This window comes from Candidatus Tiamatella incendiivivens, from assembly GCA_015522635.1.
Classification (GTDB): Archaea; Thermoproteota; Thermoprotei_A; order Sulfolobales; family Acidilobaceae; genus Tiamatella; species Tiamatella incendiivivens.
Genome location: WALW01000019.1, coordinates 233,237 through 254,868 on the forward strand (window position 1 = coordinate 233,237; position 21,632 = coordinate 254,868).

Here is a 21,632-nt window from a genome sequence, read left to right on the forward strand (position 1 = left end):
AAAGTCACCCCTCAGTTTTATAGGATGACATGGCTTTGTTAGCCGAAGATATAGCCGCGGCTAGTTCAACGGCACCTGAATGCTGGGGTGATATAATTATCATATTCTTTTCCTTAGCTATCTCTATTAATGTTTGCAACTCTCTTAGTCTAAGCGCTACAGGGTGCTCCTCATAGAAATGAGCTGCTTCAGCCATTATACTTGCTGCCTGCTTCTCACCTTCCGCTTCAATTATCTTCGCACGCCTCCATCTCTCAGCTTCAGCCTGCTTAGCCATAGCTCTAAGCATGGATTCTGGCAACTTTACTTGCTTTATTGTTACCTGAGTCACCTTTATTCCCCAGGGATCCGTAAGCTCATCGAGAATTTTCTGTAGCTCTATATTTAGCTTCTCCCTATTGGTAAGTAAATCATCGAGATCAACCTGCCCTATGATATCTCTGAGAGTAGTTTGTGCAAGCATCATAACCGCGTAAGGATAATTCTCGATCTTCATCACTGCAAGAACAGGATCTATGACTTTATAATATACCACCGCATCTACACCTACAGTCACGTTATCCCTTGTAATTATCTCTTGTTGAGGAACATCAACTACAGTAATTCTAAGGTCTACTCTGATCATCTTGTCAATACCTGGTATAATGAAGAATAAACCCGGTCCTTTTGCACTTATTATTCTACCCAAACGGAAAATTACTGCTCTCTCATATTCTTTAACTATCTTTATAGCACTAGCCAATACTATTAAGAGTATAATTATCAGTAGACTACCTGTTTCTAATAAAACACTAGAAGCCATAGTGGAACCACCTATTAATACCTAGTTTTATTCTAGAGCGTCCTAGGCTTTATATATTCATTAATACTCACCTTCCCAATACAAATGTGGTTGAAGGGTATGAGTAGACGAACGAGTAGACAAAAAGGTTTTTACTATGAAAGATCGCTTGCCAGGAAGCTCTGGTCAAAAGGTTTTGCTGTAATTAGAGGGCCTGGCAGTGGAGGAGGCTCAAGGGACATTATCCAACCGGATCTAGTTGCTATAAAAAATGGTAAAATCCTAGTATTTGAGATAAAGGTAAGGTGGAAAAGAACAACAATATACCTAGACCGGGAGAAGGTAGAGAGGTTAAAAGAGTTTGCTAGAAGATCAGGGGGAGAAGCGTTTATAGCTATTAAGATAATCGATAACATTGACTGGAAATTCATACCCATAGAATGCCTCGAGAAAACGGGTAAGGGTAACTATAAGGTAAGCATAGGCTCCTTGGGGGAAGCACTGACCTTCAATAATCTGTTAGGATTGATTGATAAATCAAGAAAAATAACTGAGTACGTTAAAGAAGACTAGAATATAGCAACATTAACATCATAACCGTATTTCTCAGCCATACGCTTTATCCTTTTTATCCTCTTAGCTAATGCCTTAGTGCTTGTTCTAGGTATTTTTAGCAAGATTCTACTACCTCTAAATTCAACTTCAGCATCTGGAAGAATAGTTGAAATTCTATGTAGCATCTTCTTTTCTGTTCCATCAGTTCTCACCTGCTTTCTAACAGGAACCACCATCGTCTGTTCTCCAAAGGTGTAGATTTCATATTCCAAGTCTCCCGTTAGAAAATCTCTAACTTCAACTACAGGCCTTGACAGCTCAGCTTCCCTTAAACCTGTTGGCAGTTTAACAGTCATCTTTAGCTCATAGGCTTTATCGACTTCCCCATTGTTCAAATAGACTACTGTGTCAATGATGCTCGGTATCATACCTAGTTCGATTCTTTTCATAAATCTCTGAATCGCATCTATGGGTGATGTAGCATGTATGACCCCTATCATACCAATACCTGCCAATCTCAAATCAATATATAGCTTGAAGTCCTCGTCATTCCTAAGCTCATCGAAAACCGTGTAGTCTGGTCTAGACAGCAATAAAATGTCATGAAGCTCTCCTAGACTTGCATAGTTTTTGGAGTATTGAGTTATTTCTGGAGGTAATCTCATGTCTCTGGGCGATTCGATTGTTTTCACTATTCTACCCATTCTCATATAGAACTCTGCCAGTGCCTGTGCAAAAGTTGTCTTACCCATACCAGGCGCTCCAGCAATGAGAATTCCTTCTGCACGTTCTGTAAGCCTAGACATTAGCTTCTCAGGGAGATTATAATCCTCTAATCTTAGCTTGACCAAAGGTCTAACAGCAGTTATCTCCCAGCCCTCACTTAGAGGAGGCCGGGTTATTACGATTCTATAATCTCTCAGCTGTATAATAGAGGATCCTTCTCTATCAATCTCTATGAACCCTTTGGGAGAAGCAACTGCAGCCTCAATAAGTTCTCTGGAAACATCTTCAAGCTCCTCTCTTTTCAGCTTCCTCCTTTCTAGGACAACGAAAATCCATTTCCCGGGTCTACCCTTTTTTGCTATAGGGTAAGCGTCTTCTTTTAAGTGAACACTCATTGTTTTATCATCAAAGTACTTGGATATACGTAACTCGACTCTTTCAGTCGCCCCTAAATATAGGACTTTTACACCCATAGCCCTCGAAGCAGATGCCTCCATCATATCAGACGTTACTAGGATGGAGTCCATTTCCTTAGCTAAATTTCTCGTAAGGCTTCTAGTCACTTCTTCGGATATCATAGATCCTGGCCTGTAACCTTCAGTATAATAGATTATTCCCCCATTATTATTCCTGACAACAATGTCATATACTTTTTCAAGCTCGCCTATACCAGTTATAGCTCTTGTTATACCTTTCTTAGCTTCGTGGAACAGGTAATCTAGAATGGAACGATGTATGTATACTGTAGGTTCTTTTATCCTTTCAAGGAGCCTCCTAGCCGAACCGTCCATTATACTGTCTATGCTAAGTACATAAGTGTCTCCTTGATCAGCAAACTCTTTCACATTCCTATCCCTCTCAACTGCTCTAGAAACAGGGTTCTATATGAGAGGGTTTAAAGTTTCATTAAAGAAATGAAGGAAGATGAAGATGGTGAAGAGGTTTGCTAGACATACTAGTAAGAGGAGATAGTATATTCCTAGATGAATATAACTTGATAAGCAACGGCTATGTTTATATTAAAGACGGTATTATTGAGAAAGTGGGTTCCCAGCCTGTTCCAGAGGAATTCGAGTACGCTACCTTGGTAATAGGAGGCTCTAATAGAGTTATAATCCCAGCATTGGGTATTGCATATAGTGATATCGGATTATACGATATGCACCCTTACAATAGAGGTTCCCTAGAGAATCGGCTCCATTCGTTACGCAGGAGAGATGATGCAGCTATTATATCTTCTATAAACAGGGGGTTATTTGATTTAAACATACATGGAGTCGCGATTATCGGAATAGAAATGCCCTCTTACTGGATAGCTGTAGATTTAGAGGAGAAAACGGGTGTAAAGGTGAATGCTATAATGGAGAAATGCCCTGAAGATAGCAATCACTGCTTAGTGCCCAAACACTTACGGGAAGGAGGTAATGAGTCTAATATTATTTATCTAAATTCAAGTGAGCAAACAGTATTTTATAGGGGGAGAACGGCTCCAGCTTTAGTGAATAGGTTCTCTTATAATCCCTGCTACATGGGAGCTGATAACTTACTTTCAAACACGAAAATAGCGTTTGAATCGAGAGGATTGAACTGGGGCATATATGAAAGGAACCCGGCCTATATAGCTGTCTTTAATTTCAATGAGCCACCTCATTACTTAGCCAATTTAACGGCGGCTGATATAATGGATGTTCTATCAACTTGCAAAAGAATCGAATCTCTTATCATAGAAAATGATCTAGTCATAGATGCTGGAGAGCATCTAACTATAGGAAGGAAGAATATGGGTCAGTGATCGAGGGCTTCTACATTACTAAAAGTTCAGGCCCTCCAAACTCTTCATCCCCCATAAAAATCAAGGAATCCTGTAAACATCTATTTTGGGGGGCCATATACTCTCTAGTATCATTGTGATCTTCAAAAATTCCTCGTTAAAAATAGGTGGCTCGGGGCGAGGTGAAGCACGTGCACCTTTATAGGAACAGAACTCTGTTTGTCTAGATGCTATGTCATAAAAACCTAGTTTCATCGTTTCCTTTACAATATCGTCTTTATCGAATCCCACAACCGGTCTCAGAATAGGAACCTGTAGGTGTGAAGATGTAACATACATACTTTCCACGGTTTGGCTTGAGACCTGCCCTAATGACTCTCCTGTTACTAATGCTAAGTAATGCTTAGATAGTGCCAGCTTAGCTGCGTGCTGGAACATTAAACGACGTAATACAAGGATTCTATAGTTCTTTCTAATCATTCGGGATATGACTTCTGCAGTCTCATGAAAATGAACTCTGTATATTTTCATAGGGTGCTGATCCATAATATGATCCGAATATAGTGCTGTAGCTAATTCAAGGGCAACCTTCCAATTATCTTCTGTAGCAAAGTCATAATATATTAGATCCGTGGGTGAACCCCTCTTCATCACCATCCAAGCCGATAAAGCAGAGTCAAAACCGCCACTGAATAATGTGAGAACCTTAGACTCGCTTCCTAAGGGCAAACCACCCGGGCCATCTACAATCTTATCATATAGATAAGAAGTATTATCCCTAATTTCTATGTGAATAGCGTATTCAGGGTTCGTAAGATTCACCTTTCTGGGATTACAGTTATCATACAAAAAACCGCCTATTTCTCTTTCCGCATCCTTACTCGTAAACGGATGCTTTCCCGTTCTCCTAACCCTAACCATAAACTCTTTCCCTCTGATTTTATTGCAAAATAATTCAAGGGCTACTTCACTTATTCTACGTAGATCAGCTGTATCCGTAAAACACGCTGGAGAAAAGCTCTTGACACCGAAAACATTGGAAAGGATTTTATCTATTAAGAGATCATACTGGTCGACTTCCACTATTATTCTTGCATGTTCATGGTAAACCCTATTAACATTGACTCTATTGAAGCCTAAGGCTTTACGTATGTTTAAGATCATCCTTGAAATCATTTTCGACCTAGTATAACTACCCTTGACAGCTGGTTCCGAATACCTAATTAAGTAAACTTTTTTCAACCCACAAGAACACCCTACTTAACTATTTATGGGTTAAACCTTGAGCCTAAAATAATCTGGTGAAAGATGAAGGAGAAAATCGAGGTAAAATGGATCTCTGGGGTTATTAGTATTTGGGGTGTAAGCGAGCTAACCATCAGAGGAGATGAATGGCATATAACTCTCTCGCAGAGAGATATTAAATTAGAGGGAATAATTGGAACAGAAGAACAGTTCCTTGCTCAAGGCTCAAACTTAAAGCACCTTTATATCCGATTTAATGAACAACTTAGAGGATCCAACAGGAAGTCCTCAAAACAAGTTATCTCAAGCAACTCTAGACTTGAAATAGGGTTCTTTGAAGTCAGATACACGGTATTGAGAGGAAAACTGTTCTATATAACTACAGTTCCTATATATGGTGCATTGTATGATTACGCTATTCTAACACCAAGCGAACTTTACGTTAGAACACTTGGTCGAAGGAAGGTTTTCATACAAGGCGGGCAAAACAATATGAATGTATACCTGCTCTAGTGAGATAAAAAAGAGGGTGTTATGCTTTGTATATGCTTTCCATTAATTATGAGCAGATTGATAAAATAGCCGAGGTTTTAGGTAAAATTCTAAAAGACCATCCGGTAGATCCATTCGTGAATCCAAACTATTATCCCCCAGAAGGAACAGATTTTGAAGCCCTCACGATGTACTTCCTAGTTATGGTATCTATGGATCATCGGTTAAGTAGGCCAAATAGACCATATGAACTGGTAATGCGTGGAGAGAAGTATCATGGAGCCGATTTACTATATAAATTAGGTATGGAAATGTTCAGGACGAAACCCCAGTTTTTTACAGCAGAATATCTCTCTCACATAACAGAGGACGATGTTAAAGAATGGCTTGCCCCCAGGGGAGTTGTAAGACCAGTTGATATCAACTTGAGAACACTGCTCCTAAGAGATATTGGGAGAAAATTAACTGCCTTGTTCGATGAGAAGGCCTACAACATAATTGAATACAGCAAAGGATACCTCAAGAATAAAGGAAAGGGTTTCATTGAATTACTGAAAGCATTTACCGCGTACCAAGACCCTGTAGAGAAGAAAGCTTTTCTCCTAGCCAAATTCCTAGAGAGGCGGAGAGTATTGCAGATAGTTGACAGCTGGAACAAAGAGGTTCCTGTTGACAATCATTTAACGAGAATAGCGATTAGGTGGGGATTAATACACCTAGAGCGGGAGTTACTTGAGAAAATAGCATATGGAACGCCTTTTACCGGCAAGGAAGATACTCTCATCCGTTATTACGTGCAAATAGCATTTAAACTGGTTTCTCAGAAAGCCGGTGTTGATCCCTTTATACTAGACGATTTCCTCTGGAGTTTCGGGAGAACAGTATGTAAGAGAGAAAATCCTAAATGTATACAGAACGGAGATTGCCCCATTATGGAGTTCTGTAGAGCTCAATCAAACAGGCTCTATATGGTTGGGGAGCATAACTATTATGAAACATGGTATTACTAGTTTATTCAGGGATGAATTTTGATTAAAACCTATAGTAATCGAGTAAAAGACAGTATAGACGTTCAGTTCAACAACATAATAATTGACACTGAGCCGAATAGTTTCGGCTTAAACAAGATAGCAAGACCTATAAGTATAAAGGGATTCAATAGTAGTGCAAAAGAAATTTTAACCGAAGTGGTCTTAGCAGCAGTTAATCCTGCGGACAAGATAAAACTGTCTATTTCAATCAATGGTATAATAATAACAAGAGAGGTAAGGCCTACACATATCACAGACTACGGTGGGTTATATTGGATGTCAACAGTATATGATGCGACTGAGCTATTGAGAAATAGACTGAATCCTCTATATCAGACATTGAAAATATACTATCAGGGTAGTGATGTCAGGAGATTTGGATATGTATCCATGTTAGCTGCATATAACGCTGAGGATATGGAAACAACCTATACATATGCTTCGGGTTTAGAAAAAATCTCATACAATCAAGTTTACAGGTTAGCTCAAAACCTGGATTTCAATAGGAATAAAATAACCGATCTTCAAGGATCCCATCTAATGACTTATTCCCGTATTCCATTGGAAGCTCTAGAGATTTGCAAAACAAGTAAAGGCTGTATCAATACTCCAGTAAAACATGGTTTTAGCGAGTTGAAATTCAGGGATGCATTCGTAAAGGAAGTCTCCTTAAGAAGCAATCCAGACCCTATTAAACATAGTGTACTTTTAACTAATCACTTCAACTTCTATAGTTCTACAAGCATACCTGTATTCAAAGCTGGAAGATACAGTAAGACAAAGAGTCCTAATGATGGCTCAACAATTGTTAACATAGAATTTTCAGTAAAAGAAGGGACTGGAGAAGGCAGGGCACAATTTATACTAATAGATGAAGGAATCCCTGTGGGAAGACTTAGGAGAAAAGTAAAGCCAGGGTCTAACATAGTTTTGTCTTTCAACTCAAGAAATGCCCTGAAAAAACCCATTATCAGGGTCCTGTTTTTTAAATACTCAAAGAACTGGATATTCGATTACCGCCTTGAATAGGCTCGTAAAGAAATTATACTTATAGGTTAATGCGAGCTCTTTTCCTACCAACATATCTCCTTAGAGGTGAAGGCAGGTTTATGCATCCCTCTCCCTTCTCAAGCAACCTCATGTTCATCAAATCGAGAATAACATCCTCGGCCTCATTGATTCCATATTTCTCTTTCAACTCTTTTATAGCTAAGAGATCGCCAACGCTCCTATATGTTAGGAAGTACTTCATGGCCAGCCTATGATCCCCCTTCAAAGACAAGATTTCATCAACCATTTTATGGGCAGTTATTTCCCACTCTTCAACCATCCTTATATACACCAGAATAATTAACAGTGCGATAAGGTGTAAAATCTTTATGAGGTGTTTAAACGAGATAGAACGTGCCTAGTGAACTAACATGACGCCAGGAAGAAGGCTAATAGAAGAGGTAATTGACGAGTTAGGGGTTGACAGGGAGGTTATCTGGCCACGCCTAGAAATAGTTGGCGATATCGCTGTTTTACGTAAACCAATAACAATAGAGTTGAACCCAAAAATAACTGAGACTTACAAGAAAATAGCTCGCCGTATACAAGATCGAATACCAAGTATTAACAGTATATGGCTAGCATGTACTCCTGTGTCAGAAGTAAGTAAAACACGCAAGTATATTTTGTTGGCTGGAGCCAATAAAAGCGAAACCGTGCATAGAGAGTTTGGGTGTAAATTCAAACTAGATCTAAGGAAAGTGTATTTTTCTCCGAGACTCAACTTCGAACACGGCTGGTTTGCTAATTTTGTAGAAAAAGACGATTACATACTAAATATGTTCGCTGGAATAGGGTTCTTCTCTATAATACCAGCTTGCAGGAAAGGGGCACTAAGCGTTGCAATAGACTTGAACCCATATGCCTACAAATATTTACTCGAGAACATTGCACTAAATAATGTAGAAAATAAAGTATATGCATGGCACGGCGATTCTGGTATTATTACAACGATCTTATCACAATACGAGAAATTCACCCATGTAATAATGCCCTACCCGGAAAAAGCTTTGTCATATCTGCCGGTAGCCATTAACGCTGTGGAGAAATGCGGCTATCTACATATATACCTTCATACTGATATACCGAGAGAAAACCACCTGCAGATCGTTGGCAAGCTAGTTTCAGACAAGTTAAATAAATACAGTAAAAGAACCCATGAAGTCATTAGAATACGGCAAGTCAGAACGGTAGGACCAAGATATGGGCAATATGTCGTTACGGTGAAACTATGTTGACAGACTCTTGGCATAAAAGGAAAAAACGTTTCTATGAGAGAATGCTTGAAGATAAAGAGATAGGTTATCTAGATCCAGGAATAGAAAGCCTTCTAGAAGCCTTCTTCGAAAAAGAAGGACTATATACTACTAGTAGCTGTATTGGTAGAATAACTATACTACACGGACTATATCCCTGGGATAGGGACTCGACGTCTATTATCTTCAAAAAACATGGTAAAATAGGTAAAGAAACTGTTTTGAACTATCTAAGAGGAGCATCCTATGAAAATATATGGTTGAGAGTTACAGGGCCAATAATACACGTCATTTGCAAAGACGAGAAATGGGCTCAATGGATCATCGATCTTGCCCGCAAATCCGGGTTCAAACACAGCTGTATATTCAGTCTAAAGGATGGGATAGTAGTTGAAATAATGAGTTCAATTCAAGTTACAATGCCTTTAAAAATAGAGGGCACCCCTGTAGTATGTGAAGATAAGTTACCTATTATAGTAGCTTTAGTAAACTCATTATGGGAAAGAGGAGTTACTAGCGCTGAGTCTCTGAGGAAGCTGATTGAGTCTTCCCCTGAACCTTCTTCAACTTCTTAAGCTCGTTGAAATAGTAGGTCAATGGATGCCTAACTCCGCACTCCGCTACGCACAACCCTCTACTCCGCATATTCTCACAGTTATAAGGACTATATCTCCTCCCGCTACCTCGTTTACCCGCCAAATACTCTATCTGATAACGTGTTATTTTCTCATTAAAGTCAGGTAACGTTCTAAATAAGTTTATAAGATACTCTATATCAGTATTAAGAGCTAACAAGAATGTTGCTATGGCAAATCGTTCATGGTGACTCAGGTTCTCACCTTTCAACATAGCGTTATAAATCCTCTTTATGCAAGGAGGAAAGGCTTCAACAACTATTTTTCCTTTCATACCCGTAGGTAATACTCTAGCTAGAGAACTGGCATCACTATATTTCTCTGGGATTAGAGCCTTGACCTTCTCCACTAAGCCTTCAAGAGCCTCAATGGGAATCAGGTGAGTTCTATCAAACGTCTCCATTACCTTACTATAGAATACCTCTTTTCCCAAACGCACTAATTCATCCCGCTTCACATAAACGAATCCCCTGGAAACCAATCGATTTACAAGCTTCCATTTACCTTCACCCCAAAACCTCCTCGTATATCTCAAGTAATCCTGGAATCCGACGACAAAGTCGTAGATATCATACACTTCTCTACCACCTCTCGTACGCCCAATGAGTACCTTCAACTCCTCCAACGGTTTGCCAACGTTAATCCCGGATACCCTCATAATACTTATAAGGGACTGTGAGTCTTCCCCTTGTAAGAAGCGGTATGACCTCTCTGCTTCGAAATTGGCAAACCTAGACTGAAGCCATCTAGAGTTTATCTTTTTAATCAAGAGTACAGCTATGTGAAAGGATATGACAAGATCGTCTGTAGATAAACCCCTTCTCTCGAATACTTTTCCTTTAATTGCTGATTCTATCCTCTTAACCGCCAAGTCTGTAATATTCCTGTTGCCTAAGAGACTATCCAAGTCTACAACGTATTTATGCACTGCAATCATATAATCGTTGAGACTAACCAATAACGGATACTTAGAGAAATCTGCTTTCATTTAATCATGAGACCTCCAAGAACGGTGTTTTTTACAGATTCCTAGCTATATGTCTAATCATTAAAAATGTGTTAAGCAAAATAAATGTAACCTGAATCCTAGGAGTGAGAGGTGAATGCGGTGAAAGTAGCTATTATAGGTGGTGGAGCAGCTGGAATGGCGGCTGCTTCAAGGGCTAAAAGACTCTTAAAGGACTCAACCGTCACGGTCTTCGAGAAGACTCAATGGGTCAGTTTTGCACTATGCGGTATACCGTACTATGTGGGGTGTATTACTCCTCGCTTAGAGGACTTGATGTATTACCCACTAGAAGTATTCATAAACAAGAGAGGGATAGATGTAAGAATAAAACATGAAGTCCTAGACATAGATGTGAACAGGAAAACACTAACATACAAAGACCCGGAAGGAAATGTTAATGATTATGAGTGGGATTATCTAGTCATAGCGCCCGGGGCCAAATCATTAGCGCCAAAAATATTCCCTGAAATAAATGATCTTTCAAATGTCTCGTATATCACGCATCTAAATGACGCTTATAGAATAAGAAACCATGTGACAGCTCTTCGTAAAGGAGACATTATTAACATTGTAGGAAGCGGGTATGTTGGCTTGGAACTTGCTCACACGCTTACAGAAGCCGGCTTCAAAATCAGGATCATAGAAATGATGAAGCAAGTTCTACCTAAAAGCATTGATTCCGAAATGGCTGAATTGGTGAGTAGCACACTTGCATCTAAAGGTGTAGAGGTTGTCTTAGGGGAAAAAACAGTAGGATTTGGGGAATCAAACGGTTATGTTACTGTTATAACAGAGAAAGGCGAATATAAAGGTAAGTATGCTATTGTAGGTGTAGGAATAAGGCCTAACACAGCATTAGCTGAGAAGATAGGGGTAAAAATAGGCGAAACCGGTGCTGTCTGGACTGATAACCATATGATGACCAGTATTAAAAACGTTTACGCTATAGGTGACGCGGTGGAGGCAATCAACCTAGTAACAGGGAAGCCGGACTGGTTCCCGTTTGCACAAGTAGCTAACAAGATGGGGTATATTGCAGGGTCAAATATAGGTGGAAAAGACGCTGTTTTCCTAGGAGCCACCGGTACAAGTACGTTGAAAACATTTGATCTTACTATAGCTAGAACAGGCCTGACAGAGTCGATGGCAAGACAACTAGGCTTTAATGCAGTCTCAGCAAAACTAGATGCTAGGTCTAAAGCCCACTACATCCCTGGAGGAAAGAAGTTCTCGTTAAAAGTAATAGCCGACGGGAACACTGGTAAGTTACTAGGTGCCCAAGCAGTCGGGTTCGACGAGTCCGTCTTCTGGCGTATAAATATAATAGCAACTCTCCTTGAGAGAGGAGGTACGGTATGGGACTTATTCCACACGGATATAGGATACGCTCCTGTACTCAATCCGACGTGGGATGCACTTATTATTGCAGCTAGATTACTAATGAGGGAACTGGGTGAAAGCCCCAAGAAAGCTTAGATTACTATGTCAACTACATCTCCATCCTTTAACCCATATTTTCTTCTCAAATGTTCTTGTGAAATTATCTCAATTACATCTCCTTTATACACCGTATACTCTGGTCTAACTATATAGACCTCTATATCGAATAAAGAAGCCTTAAACAAGTACACTTTACCTAATCTTAGACCTGAAATGGACGGGGGAAGAATTACTACAGGATCAACCTTCTTTAGATGATTATTCAATCTCTCGACATCTTCGTCGATTACTCTAATATTAAGCGTTCCAGGGAAGGGAATAACCCCTAAAGCCCTTCTAAAACTCCTAGCATACAGATTCACATAAAATTCTCCCTCACCTAAACCGCTGAATATTATCCCTTTAACTACAACAGGTCTGACCACTTTCCTAGTAGAATCCCCCAAGTCACAACACCTACAGGCAAATCTCAAACGCTTACATATTTAACACAAACTGTGACACTAGAAGATTTAAACCAATAAGCCCGATTATCCCCTTGTTTGGATAAACAGTTGACGGTGAAAGAAAATGAGAAAGATAGCTTTACTGCTGGCAATAATAGTCGTTTTATCGACTGCTATTTCGTTTGGAACAAATCAAGCTACAGCACAATCCACTAACGAATTAAAACTGTATGTTACCGGTGATAATGTTACAGTTGAGAACTCATACTATAGAATAACTTTCAATCTATCTATGGGTGCCCAGGTATATTCGTGGCAAGTCAAGGAAGGGAGCAATCTAGTTAACTTAGTGGAAAGCAGTCCTATAGCACCAACATTATCATTAGACTTCTATACTGTAAAATCTCCTAAGAGCACTGGGATATCATACGGGAATAAAACCGTAAATATAACATCAAGTTCTCTTATGCTAGGAAAATGGAAAGCAGATGTTATGGAGAACAGGTCAAAACTATTGGTCTTAAAGTTCTACCCAGTATCACAAGATGCCCTAGGCCAAATTGAACCACTTAACCTGAACATGCTTGTCTACTTTTATGCAGACCAACCCTATATAGATGTGTATTATCTAATTGAAAACCCTACCCACACACCAGTATATCCCGAGAAGATAGTTGGAGATGCAACGTTTTTTCTGAGCTTCTTCGTATACAACCATAATGAAACAATGTCTCAATGGAATGGAACGCTTCTCTATAATTCTCTAAAGGAAGACAAGCTAGTGTTTAAACATGATATCCGCTCAGAATACCTACTAACAGTAAGGGACGGTAATCTCCAAGCTTTGGGAGCTTTCAGCAATTCAACAAAGGAGATTAGCCTGATATCCCCTATAGCGATAAACCCGGAATATATCTTAGTGTCAACTACAGTACATAAAGCATCTCCCAATATAAAAGGAATTGAATATAAAGTTGGGTATGCCATTGAAAAAATAGACCCACTATCATCTGAACATATAGGTCTAAGAGTCACTTATGGACTATCGTATCCTTGCACACTTCAGGCACTACACATTATAGAATTATATAATGTAACGAATCCCAGTGCTGTAGGAGCGTTTAATGTGTATAAAGATACTTTTCCTAGTAAAATAGTCCAATTAAACAATACTATTAAGGGATTAAAAGAGGCAAAAGACAATCTCTTGAAGAAAATAGACGAACTCAACTACCAAATACAATACTGGAAAGGAAATTCAACCTACTGGAAGGCGAATTATGCGGTAGCAAAAGAAAGCATAGCATCTTGTAGAGCAGATGTTGACAGGGCTTCCACTATAAGCGTCGTTGGTGCATTGTTAGGAATAATCATTGGATTTATCGGTGGAGCAGTCTTCTATAAAAAGAGGTATTGAATTTAAAAAAAATCATTTCTCTACAGATAGATACCTCAACAATAATGACATATCTTCTATATTCTCTAAATCCCATACTCGATAGATCACCTTTTCTGCATCTATAGGATCTAGTTTATCTTTAACGAGCTTCGAGAACTTCTCTTCAACACCTTTTCTATCAAGCTTATTCATAAAGTGTCCTGGAGGATAGGTACTTGATTCCTCATATATTGAACCGTCATCCGTTTCTATAATTACCGTGTTTTTGATACCTCTAGGGTAAATCTTGTCATGCTCTTCGTCTACTTCTACAGTCATTTTTGAGAGTAATTCTCTTACATCCTGTGCTAGAATTCTTTCATTACTGAACGTGTCCAACCATACATGACCGTCTATTAGTGCAGCAGCTATAATATAAGGCATACTGTGATCTGCAGTTTCACGAGTCTTTGGATCCCATTTCTCTGGATCTTTTACTATTATCTTATATGCAACATCAAATGTTTTCACAAGGATCTTCTTTATTTTAGACGGATCAAAACCAGGTATCTTCCTTCTTAGCTTGAGAGCAGCATCTACCGCACTCATTGCATGGTATTCAACAGGCCAATACTTTATACTGGTCTCTAACATTTTGAAAGAAGCTCCGTTTTCTCCTCCCATTACTGGTAGGTCAAACTTGTCATCATTCAATGCAACATTGAAGAACCCGAATTCTCCTTCAAACACCGGGCTTGGTCCAGTCATTCCTTTCCATGCAAGTATGGCTGCAAAAACCCCATTTCTAGCTGAGTTTGCTGCAGCACAGCCTTTCCACATACTGAGTTCTCCCGCTCTCGTTTGCCTTAACGCGTTATTCGTAGTTAAAGCTATGTTTATAGCATTAGTTAACTGTTTAACATTCAAACCTAAGACTTTGCCTGCTCCAACCGCACTACTAACTGCTATATATGTCACATGATCCCATCCTTTGCCCCTGATACTATAGGCATCCGCAAGTCTTCCTGCCACCTCGTAAGCAGCCACGATTCCTTCAATTACTTTTCTTCCCGAGGCTCCCACAATCTCTGCTGCTGCCATGATTGCCGGTATATTGTCACTAGGATGTAATGCCTCCTTACTAAGATAGGTATCGTTGAAATCGAAGTATCGAATAGCACAACCATTTGCAAATACCGCATGATCAGGCGTAGATTTCAGAAGAGTACCCCAGATCGACACTGGATACTTTGAACTAGTTGTATATGCAGCATAGCTTCTCGCTATACTTGGCGGTGTCTCATAAAATGCTCCTAATGAGACTGCAAAACCATCGAGAACCCTCTTTTTGGCTTCTTCAACTACATCTGCAGGCAATTGGTCATAGTTTAACTCATATGCCCATCTAGCTATTCTTTCCGCCAAATTCAAGGACATAACACCTCTGCTACTGAAATTTATCAAGTGTTTCATGTATTGTTAATGTTGACAAACAGAAATATAAACTAGCAATACCTCATACTAGTCACAAAAACAGAGTGGGATACTATATTGATTGAAGCTGAAACTGCCATAATACATGGCAAAATAATCTATGATGCAAAACTGCCTATCGAATGGACTGATGGATCTTATAAGACGATAATCATTCCAGGTTTTAGCGACGGGCACATTCATCCTCAAGTCATTGACCCAGGATTCTCACAACCATATTTATATTCAAACTCGTATGAATGGATAGAACAAAGGGTCATGGCAGTCGACGAGGCAGCCGTAAGGAAAGATGAACCCCTCTCAGCTAGACTGGCTTTCCTCACGTATTTAAGAAGCGTCCTAGAAGGATCAACATTAATCTCAGTAACCGGTGCATTTGTTCCTAATGTTAAAGCCTGGAATCACACTTTGGATAAACCTAGGACAGTTTTCTTGCCAACAACCATGAGAAAATGTGGTTGGTTGCCTCCCCAAGAGATTTTCAATATTAGTGAAAAACTAAGAAACAGTATTAATGATTCACTTGCCAGACTAGGCATCTTCGTCCATAGCCTAAAATACAGTTCACCGAGGGATATAGAATATTCCTATACAATGGTCGAAACGAGAAAAGGAGTAATGGGGTTACATCTCAGCGAAGGTATAAGCGAATTAAATAATCTTAAGAAGATTATGAAACGCGACAGATTTAATAGAATTATCGCTGTTCACTGCTTAAATGATAAAGTTAAACCGCAAGGTCTCTCCTGCATCTCATGCCCGGGAACTAATATTATTCTATATAATAAGTTGAAGAGAGACATCTATGATATAGATTCATTCGGATCAGACTGGCCGCATATCCTTGGCACTGTTGCTAGTCACGTCCATATAGTCAATCGCCTATTCAATATTCCCATTGAAACACTATTATTCCGTTTAACTACAGGTGGATATATAATCCACGGCATATCGTCACAAGGAGACCTTATAGGGTTTGACAAACCGCTAGACAAAATACTAACAAGTGGAGAACAGCCTGTTGATGTATATGTAGCTGGCAGAAAAATCGTAGAAGATAAGCAAACAGTGTTCACTGGGTATAAACTAACGGATGTTAATAGAGAAACGAGCAATACTATAAATGCTGCATTAGATCTGCATGGAACAGGTTATGTTAGTAAGAGTGAACTACACCTGCGGTTGAGGAAGGCTAAAGAAGCCTTCTTAAATTTCAGTTAGTAGTAATGATACATCCAGCGTAACAGCCAATGCTTATACAGGTTCAGTCTTTGTTTATCAACAAACAGTGGGAATAGAGCTATACCTGTTACAAATCCTCCTATGTGAGCCCAGAAAGCCACGCCATAAAGTGTTCCGGTTAACAAGGTTGATACCCCTAAAAGTAGCTGATAAACAAACCATATCCCTATATAGACAATGGCGGGGAAGTCTAGTGGAATCGGTATAAACCCTATGAATGTCAAGGCCCTTATCCTTGCAAAAGGCATTGTTAAAGCATAGACTCCTAGAACTCCGGATATAGCCCCTGAAGCTCCTATAGCAGGGATCATCCACGGATTAGTTCCCGATGCCAACTGCGTGTTTAGGAGTGCTTCTGTGGGAATAAATAATAGACTAAAAATATGGAAAAGCGTAGCTCCAAGACCGGCTACAAGATAGAATACTAGATACCTTACCGAACCCATCAAGCTTTCAACATTATCGCCGAATATATATAGATATAGCATATTTCCCAGCAGGTGAACCCATCCAGCGTGAAGAAACATTGATGTAAAAATGGTCCAAAGAGCGACTCCAGCAACTATATTCGCTGGTTTCAAACCCAGCGACTCTATTACATCATTGTAGCTATTAGCACCTGGTACAAGAAGATAAGGGGCAAGCATTCCTATTAAGAATATGAGAATGTTCAGTAATATGATTACTATATTAACTATTGCCCTCCGCTGGAAAGGCAGGTTTTCATCTGATACTGGCATCATTTTTCATGAAGCCTCCCAAAGGGTTTATGATTGCCTAACTCATTATCCAACGATTTAGATAGTGCTCTTCATATATCCGTTTAATATAAATTAACTAAAACGTTAATTCAGTATTCTGGATATCAATAGGAGAGCTAGGTGAAGAAACAGCCGGTGAACAGATGTGGTGATAATTGGTAGGATTAAGAGCATCATAGAAATGACTAAACCCTTGCAGACAATGTTACTTATGATAACAATGATAGGAGGATACTTAGCTGCTGGTGGAAACAGCATCTGGACTGTTATCATTCTTCTATTAGCTGGATATACAAGTATAGGAGGCACTACAGTGCTCAACATGTACCTTGAACGAGATATTGATTCTGTTATGAATAGAACAATGAAAAGGCCTTTGCCCTCCGGTAGAGTAGGTGGGATAGAAACCGTTGCATCCTCTTTAATTCTGCTATCCATTAGCGTTTACTTGTCCCAATTGATAAATTCGTATGTTCTTTTGGCTGTTTTAGCTGGAGTATACTTTGACATTCTAATATATACAAACCTAGTTAAGAGAAAAACACCTTACAATATTATACTAGGAGGCATTGCTGGGGCTATGCCCTCTCTTGGAGGATGGGCTGCTGCAACAGGAGTTATAAGTCTTGGAGGTCTTCTACTATCCTTTGCAGTTATGTTATGGATACCTCTCCATATATGGATATTAGCTTATTACCTGAAGGATGAATATGCAAGAGCACAGGTCCCTATGTTCCCCGTGATTTCCTCTCCCATTAAAACTGCAACCTATATTAAAGCGGCCCTATATACTTTGATAGTTAACATAGCTTTGTTCATGTTCACACAAGGCTATGGAATAATAGCATTCGCGTTTACAACAATCCTTATCATTAGAGCCCTTAAAATGCTTGACAATTTCAAGGCAGACCCTAATAAAGCAACTGCATTTAAATTATACAAGTTTGCTAGCCCAATAGTTGGAACTTTGTTTATACTGCTACCGATAGATTATTGGCTTAAGAGCTATGAGCTTCTTCTTTTCAAAGTGTTTTGAGAGTGATAACACGATGACTGTGAGAGAGAAGCAGGCTGGTAGACTAAATATTAGCTATATAAGCGCTTTAATACTCATATTCACCACCGGGCTTCTTATGATATCAATTATTCTCCTAGGAATACTGGATAACCTATTACTAATAGCTCTTGCTCTGTCAACGAGTGTCGTATACTTGCAGTGGAGAACTCCCAATATATCGCTTATTGAAATATTATGTATCATATTATTCGACCTGACATACATTGTTGAAATATTTGTAATGGAAAACCTTACGGTACTAACAGCCCTAATATTCTTGTCCCTGATAACAGCATTTATAGCTCTAGTAAGGAGAGATCTAGTAGCTTTAGCGTCCATAACTACGTTAGCCATTGAGGGTGTATCCTATCCTCTCCACACCACCGATTATTTAGCTATACTTTCCTTGTTATCCTTAATGCCTTTGGCTTCTTCAAAAAAAATTCATTCCCTTCTACCATTAACTGCTTTATTTCCTATACTACTAATCTCATCAAATGCTCTAGTTCCGATTCTAACAACATTAACATATATACTATTCATATCAAGCATTATTGAAACCGGTGATAAATGCCTGTTTCGAAGGGAGGTATCCCTGGTTATAGGAGGCTTCCTCATTCAAGCATCAATAATAGTTTTAGTCCTACTTTCCTACGAACCTTACCGCCTCCTTTCGTATTGGGTTCTAGGATACATGATTAATGCCATAGGACTTACATCTCCTCCATTTTATAGGCCTCCTCCTGATAATGAGGTGGTTTATAAAACGGACGTCTAAGTTTATTCACTTTCTTTACAGCATTCACAACAGCTTGAATTTTATCTTCCCTTTCTCCCAAGCCTCTAATATAGCTTCTAATATTAGGCCTCGGACCAAACCAGTTTATACAAGGGAATAGTTCTCCGATAGGGGAGATTCGTATTCTCGTGCAACCCATACAGAATCTCCAGTTGTTGTACGGCCTGACTACTTCTACTTTCACACCATTATCCAGAATATAGATAGGCCTATTGTGTAACTCTTTTCTAATCATCATCGTTTCAGCTCTTTCGTGTAGATAACTTTCAACTCCACTTAAAGGTACATAGTATTTGCCGAAATTCTCTTTCCCAAGCCCCACAGGATGAAGTTCTATTAACTGTAGAACTAGGCCCTTTCCGTATGCAAATTCTATCATACTAGGTATCTCAGAATCATTTATCCCTCTCATAACGACCATGTTTATCTTTATTTGCCGGTAACCGGTTTGTATAGCCTTATCAATCCCTTGCAGCACTCTTTGATGCGCATCAACACCTGTTATGAACTTATACGTCTCTGGCCTAAGAGTATGCAAACTCACATTTAATCTATCCAGGCCAGCCTCCCTCAACAGGCTACTAAGGTTTTTTAAGAGATAACCATTCGTGGTTAAAGATAAGTCATTAAAGGAGCCATACTCTCTGAAAACATTTATGATTTTAGGTAGTTCCCCCCTTAGAAGGGGCTCCCCGCCGGTGAATTTTATTTTATTAATCCCCACCCGGGATGCTGCTTCAGCTACTAAACTATATTCTTCCAGTGAAAGGTAACCTAAACTCTTAGCCATTCCTGGAGGAATTGGAGAGTCTAAAGGTTCTCCTTCTATATGGCAAAAGAGACAACGGTAATTACATTCATCCGTTACTATTACCCTGAGATTCAGTAGCGGTCGCCCGAAATTGTCAATCAATACCATCATCCGAACACCGTACATCAGCATTCCAAAGCCAAGCCGCCGGATCTAATGTGGTATTATTAGAGATTAAATGTGAATAGTTCGTGTTCCATAGAATGTGATTGAAAAGTTTGGTGGACCGGCCGGGATTTGAACCCGGGGCCTCTCGGGTGCAAGCCGAGCGCTCTTCCAAGCTGAGCTACCGGCCCACTCTTCCATATTATACGTATCCATTCAATTATGGTTTTATAACGCTTTCCCTGCCGCCCAAACTTCTTATAAACCTATTTATGGTAGTGTTCTAATGGAACTTGTGGAGGATGCTCAGTAATGGATGATATACTTGACGAAGTCTTCGATAGAACCCTCAAGAAATCTGTTTTCAGGCACAGAAGAGTACTACTACCGGACTATATACCAACAATGCTTCTCCATAGAGATGAGGAAATTAAGAGACTTGGGTTAGTTCTTGCTCCCAGTTTAAAAGGAGAAAAGCCTAGTAACATATTCATATACGGCCTAACAGGCACTGGGAAAACAGCTGTAGCGAAATACGTTCTAGACAAACTAGTGAGAAAAGCTGGTGAGCTAGGTGTTAGAACTCGATACGTATACGTTAATCTGAGACAGCGGGATACGCCTTATAGGGTTTTAGCTGATATCGCAGAGTCCTTATCCGTGCAAATACCGTTTACTGGTCTGTCAACAGGAGAAGTTCTTACCAGGATAGTTAAGAGGCTTAATAGCGAAGAAGATATCATTCTAATTGCTGTTCTAGACGAAATAGACTTCCTTGTAAAGAAACATGGTGATGATCTGCTTTACAAGCTTGTTCGAATGAATAGCGAGCTAAAGAGTTCAAGTATTTCCCTCGTAGGTATAACTAACAACATATACTTTGTAGAACATTTGGATGCTAGGATTAAAAGTAGTCTAGGGGAAGAGGAACTGGTATTTTCTCCATATAAGACTGAACAACTGATAGATATTTTGAAAAACAGAGCGGACGAGGCTTTTGCTTCAAGCGTCCTAGAGAACGGTGTAATAGAATTATGCGCCTCATATGCAGCTAAAGAGCATGGAGATGCAAGAAGAGCCCTTGACTTACTGCGAATAGCTGGAGAACTCGCTGACAGGTTAGGAGAAAACAGAGTTAGACTGGAACATGTGAAAATGGCAAGAGTAGAATTAGAGAAAAATAGGTTAACTGAGATAACGAGGACTCTCCCTCTTCACGGTAAACTTGTTCTCTTATCCGTAATTCAATCCACACTAGGCGGTAGACGCTACGGAACCACTGGAGAGATATACGATATTTACAAGAAAACGGCATTAGATATAGGACTAGATCCTGTGACGCTAAGGAGGGTTAGTGATATAATTTCTGATCTAGACATGTTGGGCCTCATTTCTGCTAGGCTCGTCAGTAAAGGTAGATACGGGAAAACAAGAGTAGTGTCACTAGAATCCGACGTAGGAACAATTATAGATGTTATAAGCGAAGAACCATTCCTGGGAGAATCTCCTGTGCTTGATAAAATAAGAAAAAGTTTAGGTATATAGAAA

General features: G+C 39.5%; 22 protein-coding genes and 1 tRNA gene. 13 read left to right on the forward strand and 10 right to left on the reverse strand.

From position 1 onward, the window contains the following. Positions 1-4: 4 nt before the first annotated feature. Positions 5-802 carry a slipin family protein gene (locus tag F7B60_04550; GenBank protein MCE4614780.1) on the reverse strand — a complete coding sequence of 266 codons (798 nt, stop codon included), beginning with the start codon at positions 800-802 and terminating at the stop codon, positions 5-7. 99 nt (positions 803-901) lie between these two features. Here F7B60_04550 and F7B60_04555 point away from each other — a divergent pair, with 99 nt between their 5' ends. Continuing rightward, positions 902-1,354, forward strand: coding sequence for a Holliday junction resolvase (locus F7B60_04555; GenBank protein ID MCE4614781.1), 453 nt, complete (start codon positions 902-904; stop codon positions 1,352-1,354). Here the strand turns inward: F7B60_04555 and tadA are convergent. Then, entirely contained in the window at positions 1,351-2,853 is a 1,503-nt protein-coding gene (gene tadA, locus F7B60_04560; protein MCE4614782.1) for a Flp pilus assembly complex ATPase component TadA, read from the reverse strand. The genes F7B60_04555 and tadA overlap by 4 nt on opposite strands. Before the next feature lie 152 nt (positions 2,854-3,005). Here tadA and F7B60_04565 point away from each other — a divergent pair, with 152 nt between their 5' ends. Further along, complete coding sequence (locus F7B60_04565; GenBank protein MCE4614783.1) at positions 3,006-3,854, forward strand: hypothetical protein; 849 nt, start codon at positions 3,006-3,008, stop codon at positions 3,852-3,854. A 60-nt stretch (positions 3,855-3,914) separates the two neighbouring features. Here the strand turns inward: F7B60_04565 and thiI are convergent, their stop codons facing one another. Beyond that, complete coding sequence (gene thiI, locus F7B60_04570; protein ID MCE4614784.1) at positions 3,915-5,075, reverse strand: tRNA 4-thiouridine(8) synthase ThiI; 1,161 nt, start codon at positions 5,073-5,075, stop codon at positions 3,915-3,917. Positions 5,076-5,141: 66 nt separating this feature from the next. On the opposite strand from thiI, the gene F7B60_04575 reads away from it, so the two are divergent. The 3 genes from F7B60_04575 to F7B60_04585 are packed head-to-tail and all read left to right on the forward strand — an operon-like array spanning position 5,142 to position 7,630. After that, complete coding sequence (locus F7B60_04575; protein ID MCE4614785.1) at positions 5,142-5,591, forward strand: hypothetical protein; 450 nt, start codon at positions 5,142-5,144, stop codon at positions 5,589-5,591. A 32-nt stretch (positions 5,592-5,623) separates the two neighbouring features. After that, on the forward strand, positions 5,624-6,580 hold the full coding sequence (locus F7B60_04580) for a hypothetical protein (GenBank protein ID MCE4614786.1): 957 nt from the start codon (positions 5,624-5,626) through the stop codon (positions 6,578-6,580). 18 nt (positions 6,581-6,598) lie between these two features. Continuing rightward, entirely contained in the window at positions 6,599-7,630 is a 1,032-nt protein-coding gene (locus F7B60_04585; protein MCE4614787.1) for a hypothetical protein, read from the forward strand. 19 nt (positions 7,631-7,649) lie between these two features. On the opposite strand, the gene F7B60_04590 is transcribed toward F7B60_04585, so the two are convergent. Beyond that, complete coding sequence (locus F7B60_04590; protein ID MCE4614788.1) at positions 7,650-7,931, reverse strand: hypothetical protein; 282 nt, start codon at positions 7,929-7,931, stop codon at positions 7,650-7,652. 91 nt (positions 7,932-8,022) lie between these two features. Between F7B60_04590 and F7B60_04595 the strand changes: the two genes are divergently transcribed. Further along, the gene (locus tag F7B60_04595) at positions 8,023-8,889 is read left to right on the forward strand and encodes a class I SAM-dependent methyltransferase family protein (GenBank protein ID MCE4614789.1); all 867 of its coding nucleotides are present in this window, start codon (positions 8,023-8,025) and stop codon (positions 8,887-8,889) included. Further along, positions 8,886-9,482, forward strand: a complete 597-nt coding sequence (locus F7B60_04600) for a hypothetical protein (protein ID MCE4614790.1) — start codon at positions 8,886-8,888, stop codon at positions 9,480-9,482. Before F7B60_04595 ends, F7B60_04600 begins: the two co-directional genes overlap by 4 nt. Here F7B60_04600 and F7B60_04605 read toward each other — a convergent pair. Next, positions 9,421-10,530: a hypothetical protein gene (locus tag F7B60_04605; GenBank protein ID MCE4614791.1), complete on the reverse strand. Its 1,110-nt coding sequence runs from the start codon at positions 10,528-10,530 to the stop codon at positions 9,421-9,423. The genes F7B60_04600 and F7B60_04605 overlap by 62 nt on opposite strands. 120 nt (positions 10,531-10,650) lie before the next feature. Here F7B60_04605 and F7B60_04610 point away from each other — a divergent pair, with 120 nt between their 5' ends. Then, on the forward strand, positions 10,651-12,027 hold the full coding sequence (locus F7B60_04610; protein MCE4614792.1) for an FAD-dependent oxidoreductase: 1,377 nt from the start codon (positions 10,651-10,653) through the stop codon (positions 12,025-12,027). Here the strand turns inward: F7B60_04610 and F7B60_04615 are convergent. Continuing rightward, positions 12,024-12,437 (reverse strand): CTP-dependent riboflavin kinase, encoded by a 414-nt coding sequence (locus F7B60_04615; protein MCE4614793.1) that lies wholly within the window; start codon positions 12,435-12,437, stop codon positions 12,024-12,026. The two genes, F7B60_04610 and F7B60_04615, sit on opposite strands and share 4 nt — an antisense overlap. A gap of 124 nt (positions 12,438-12,561) precedes the next feature. On the opposite strand from F7B60_04615, the gene F7B60_04620 reads away from it, so the two are divergent. Beyond that, on the forward strand, positions 12,562-13,854 hold the full coding sequence (locus tag F7B60_04620; protein MCE4614794.1) for a hypothetical protein: 1,293 nt from the start codon (positions 12,562-12,564) through the stop codon (positions 13,852-13,854). A gap of 12 nt (positions 13,855-13,866) precedes the next feature. On the opposite strand, the gene F7B60_04625 is transcribed toward F7B60_04620, so the two are convergent. Continuing rightward, the gene (locus tag F7B60_04625; protein ID MCE4614795.1) at positions 13,867-15,252 is read right to left on the reverse strand and encodes an MmgE/PrpD family protein; all 1,386 of its coding nucleotides are present in this window, start codon (positions 15,250-15,252) and stop codon (positions 13,867-13,869) included. Between the two features lie 114 nt (positions 15,253-15,366). Here F7B60_04625 and F7B60_04630 point away from each other — a divergent pair, with 114 nt between their 5' ends. Continuing rightward, a complete protein-coding gene (locus tag F7B60_04630) occupies positions 15,367-16,530 on the forward strand; it encodes a hypothetical protein (protein MCE4614796.1) in 1,164 nt (387 codons plus the stop codon). Here the strand turns inward: F7B60_04630 and F7B60_04635 are convergent. Then, the gene (locus F7B60_04635) at positions 16,527-17,294 is read right to left on the reverse strand and encodes a rhomboid family intramembrane serine protease (protein ID MCE4614797.1); all 768 of its coding nucleotides are present in this window, start codon (positions 17,292-17,294) and stop codon (positions 16,527-16,529) included. The two genes, F7B60_04630 and F7B60_04635, sit on opposite strands and share 4 nt — an antisense overlap. Positions 17,295-17,457: 163 nt before the next feature. On the opposite strand from F7B60_04635, the gene cyoE reads away from it, so the two are divergent. Next, positions 17,458-18,348 carry a heme o synthase gene (gene cyoE, locus F7B60_04640; protein MCE4614798.1) on the forward strand — a complete coding sequence of 297 codons (891 nt, stop codon included), beginning with the start codon at positions 17,458-17,460 and terminating at the stop codon, positions 18,346-18,348. A 13-nt stretch (positions 18,349-18,361) separates the two neighbouring features. Continuing rightward, positions 18,362-19,147, forward strand: a complete 786-nt coding sequence (locus F7B60_04645) for a hypothetical protein (GenBank protein MCE4614799.1) — start codon at positions 18,362-18,364, stop codon at positions 19,145-19,147. Here the strand turns inward: F7B60_04645 and moaA are convergent. Together moaA and F7B60_04655 are read right to left on the reverse strand one after the other, a co-directional pair. Then, positions 19,083-20,081: a GTP 3',8-cyclase MoaA gene (moaA, locus tag F7B60_04650; GenBank protein MCE4614800.1), complete on the reverse strand. Its 999-nt coding sequence runs from the start codon at positions 20,079-20,081 to the stop codon at positions 19,083-19,085. The genes F7B60_04645 and moaA overlap by 65 nt on opposite strands. Positions 20,082-20,198: 117 nt before the next feature. Then, positions 20,199-20,275, reverse strand: a tRNA-Ala gene (locus F7B60_04655). A 121-nt stretch (positions 20,276-20,396) separates the two neighbouring features. On the opposite strand from F7B60_04655, the gene F7B60_04660 reads away from it, so the two are divergent. Then, positions 20,397-21,629 (forward strand): orc1/cdc6 family replication initiation protein, encoded by a 1,233-nt coding sequence (locus F7B60_04660; protein MCE4614801.1) that lies wholly within the window; start codon positions 20,397-20,399, stop codon positions 21,627-21,629. Positions 21,630-21,632 lie beyond the last annotated feature (3 nt).

Coding starts and splice junctions, on each gene's coding strand:
- F7B60_04550 (MCE4614780.1), bottom strand. CDS start 802: ATGGCTTCTAGTGTTTTATTAGAAACAGGTAGTCTACTGATAATTATA.
- F7B60_04555 (MCE4614781.1), top strand. CDS start 902: ATGAGTAGACGAACGAGTAGACAAAAAGGTTTTTACTATGAAAGATCG.
- tadA (MCE4614782.1), bottom strand. CDS start 2,853: ATGGACGGTTCGGCTAGGAGGCTCCTTGAAAGGATAAAAGAACCTACA.
- F7B60_04575 (MCE4614785.1), top strand. CDS start 5,142: ATGAAGGAGAAAATCGAGGTAAAATGGATCTCTGGGGTTATTAGTATT.
- F7B60_04580 (MCE4614786.1), top strand. CDS start 5,624: ATGCTTTCCATTAATTATGAGCAGATTGATAAAATAGCCGAGGTTTTA.
- F7B60_04590 (MCE4614788.1), bottom strand. CDS start 7,931: ATGGTTGAAGAGTGGGAAATAACTGCCCATAAAATGGTTGATGAAATC.
- F7B60_04595 (MCE4614789.1), top strand. CDS start 8,023: ATGACGCCAGGAAGAAGGCTAATAGAAGAGGTAATTGACGAGTTAGGG.
- F7B60_04605 (MCE4614791.1), bottom strand. CDS start 10,530: ATGAAAGCAGATTTCTCTAAGTATCCGTTATTGGTTAGTCTCAACGAT.
- F7B60_04620 (MCE4614794.1), top strand. CDS start 12,562: ATGAGAAAGATAGCTTTACTGCTGGCAATAATAGTCGTTTTATCGACT.
- F7B60_04625 (MCE4614795.1), bottom strand. CDS start 15,252: ATGTCCTTGAATTTGGCGGAAAGAATAGCTAGATGGGCATATGAGTTA.
- F7B60_04635 (MCE4614797.1), bottom strand. CDS start 17,294: ATGATGCCAGTATCAGATGAAAACCTGCCTTTCCAGCGGAGGGCAATA.
- F7B60_04645 (MCE4614799.1), top strand. CDS start 18,362: ATGACTGTGAGAGAGAAGCAGGCTGGTAGACTAAATATTAGCTATATA.
- F7B60_04660 (MCE4614801.1), top strand. CDS start 20,397: ATGGATGATATACTTGACGAAGTCTTCGATAGAACCCTCAAGAAATCT.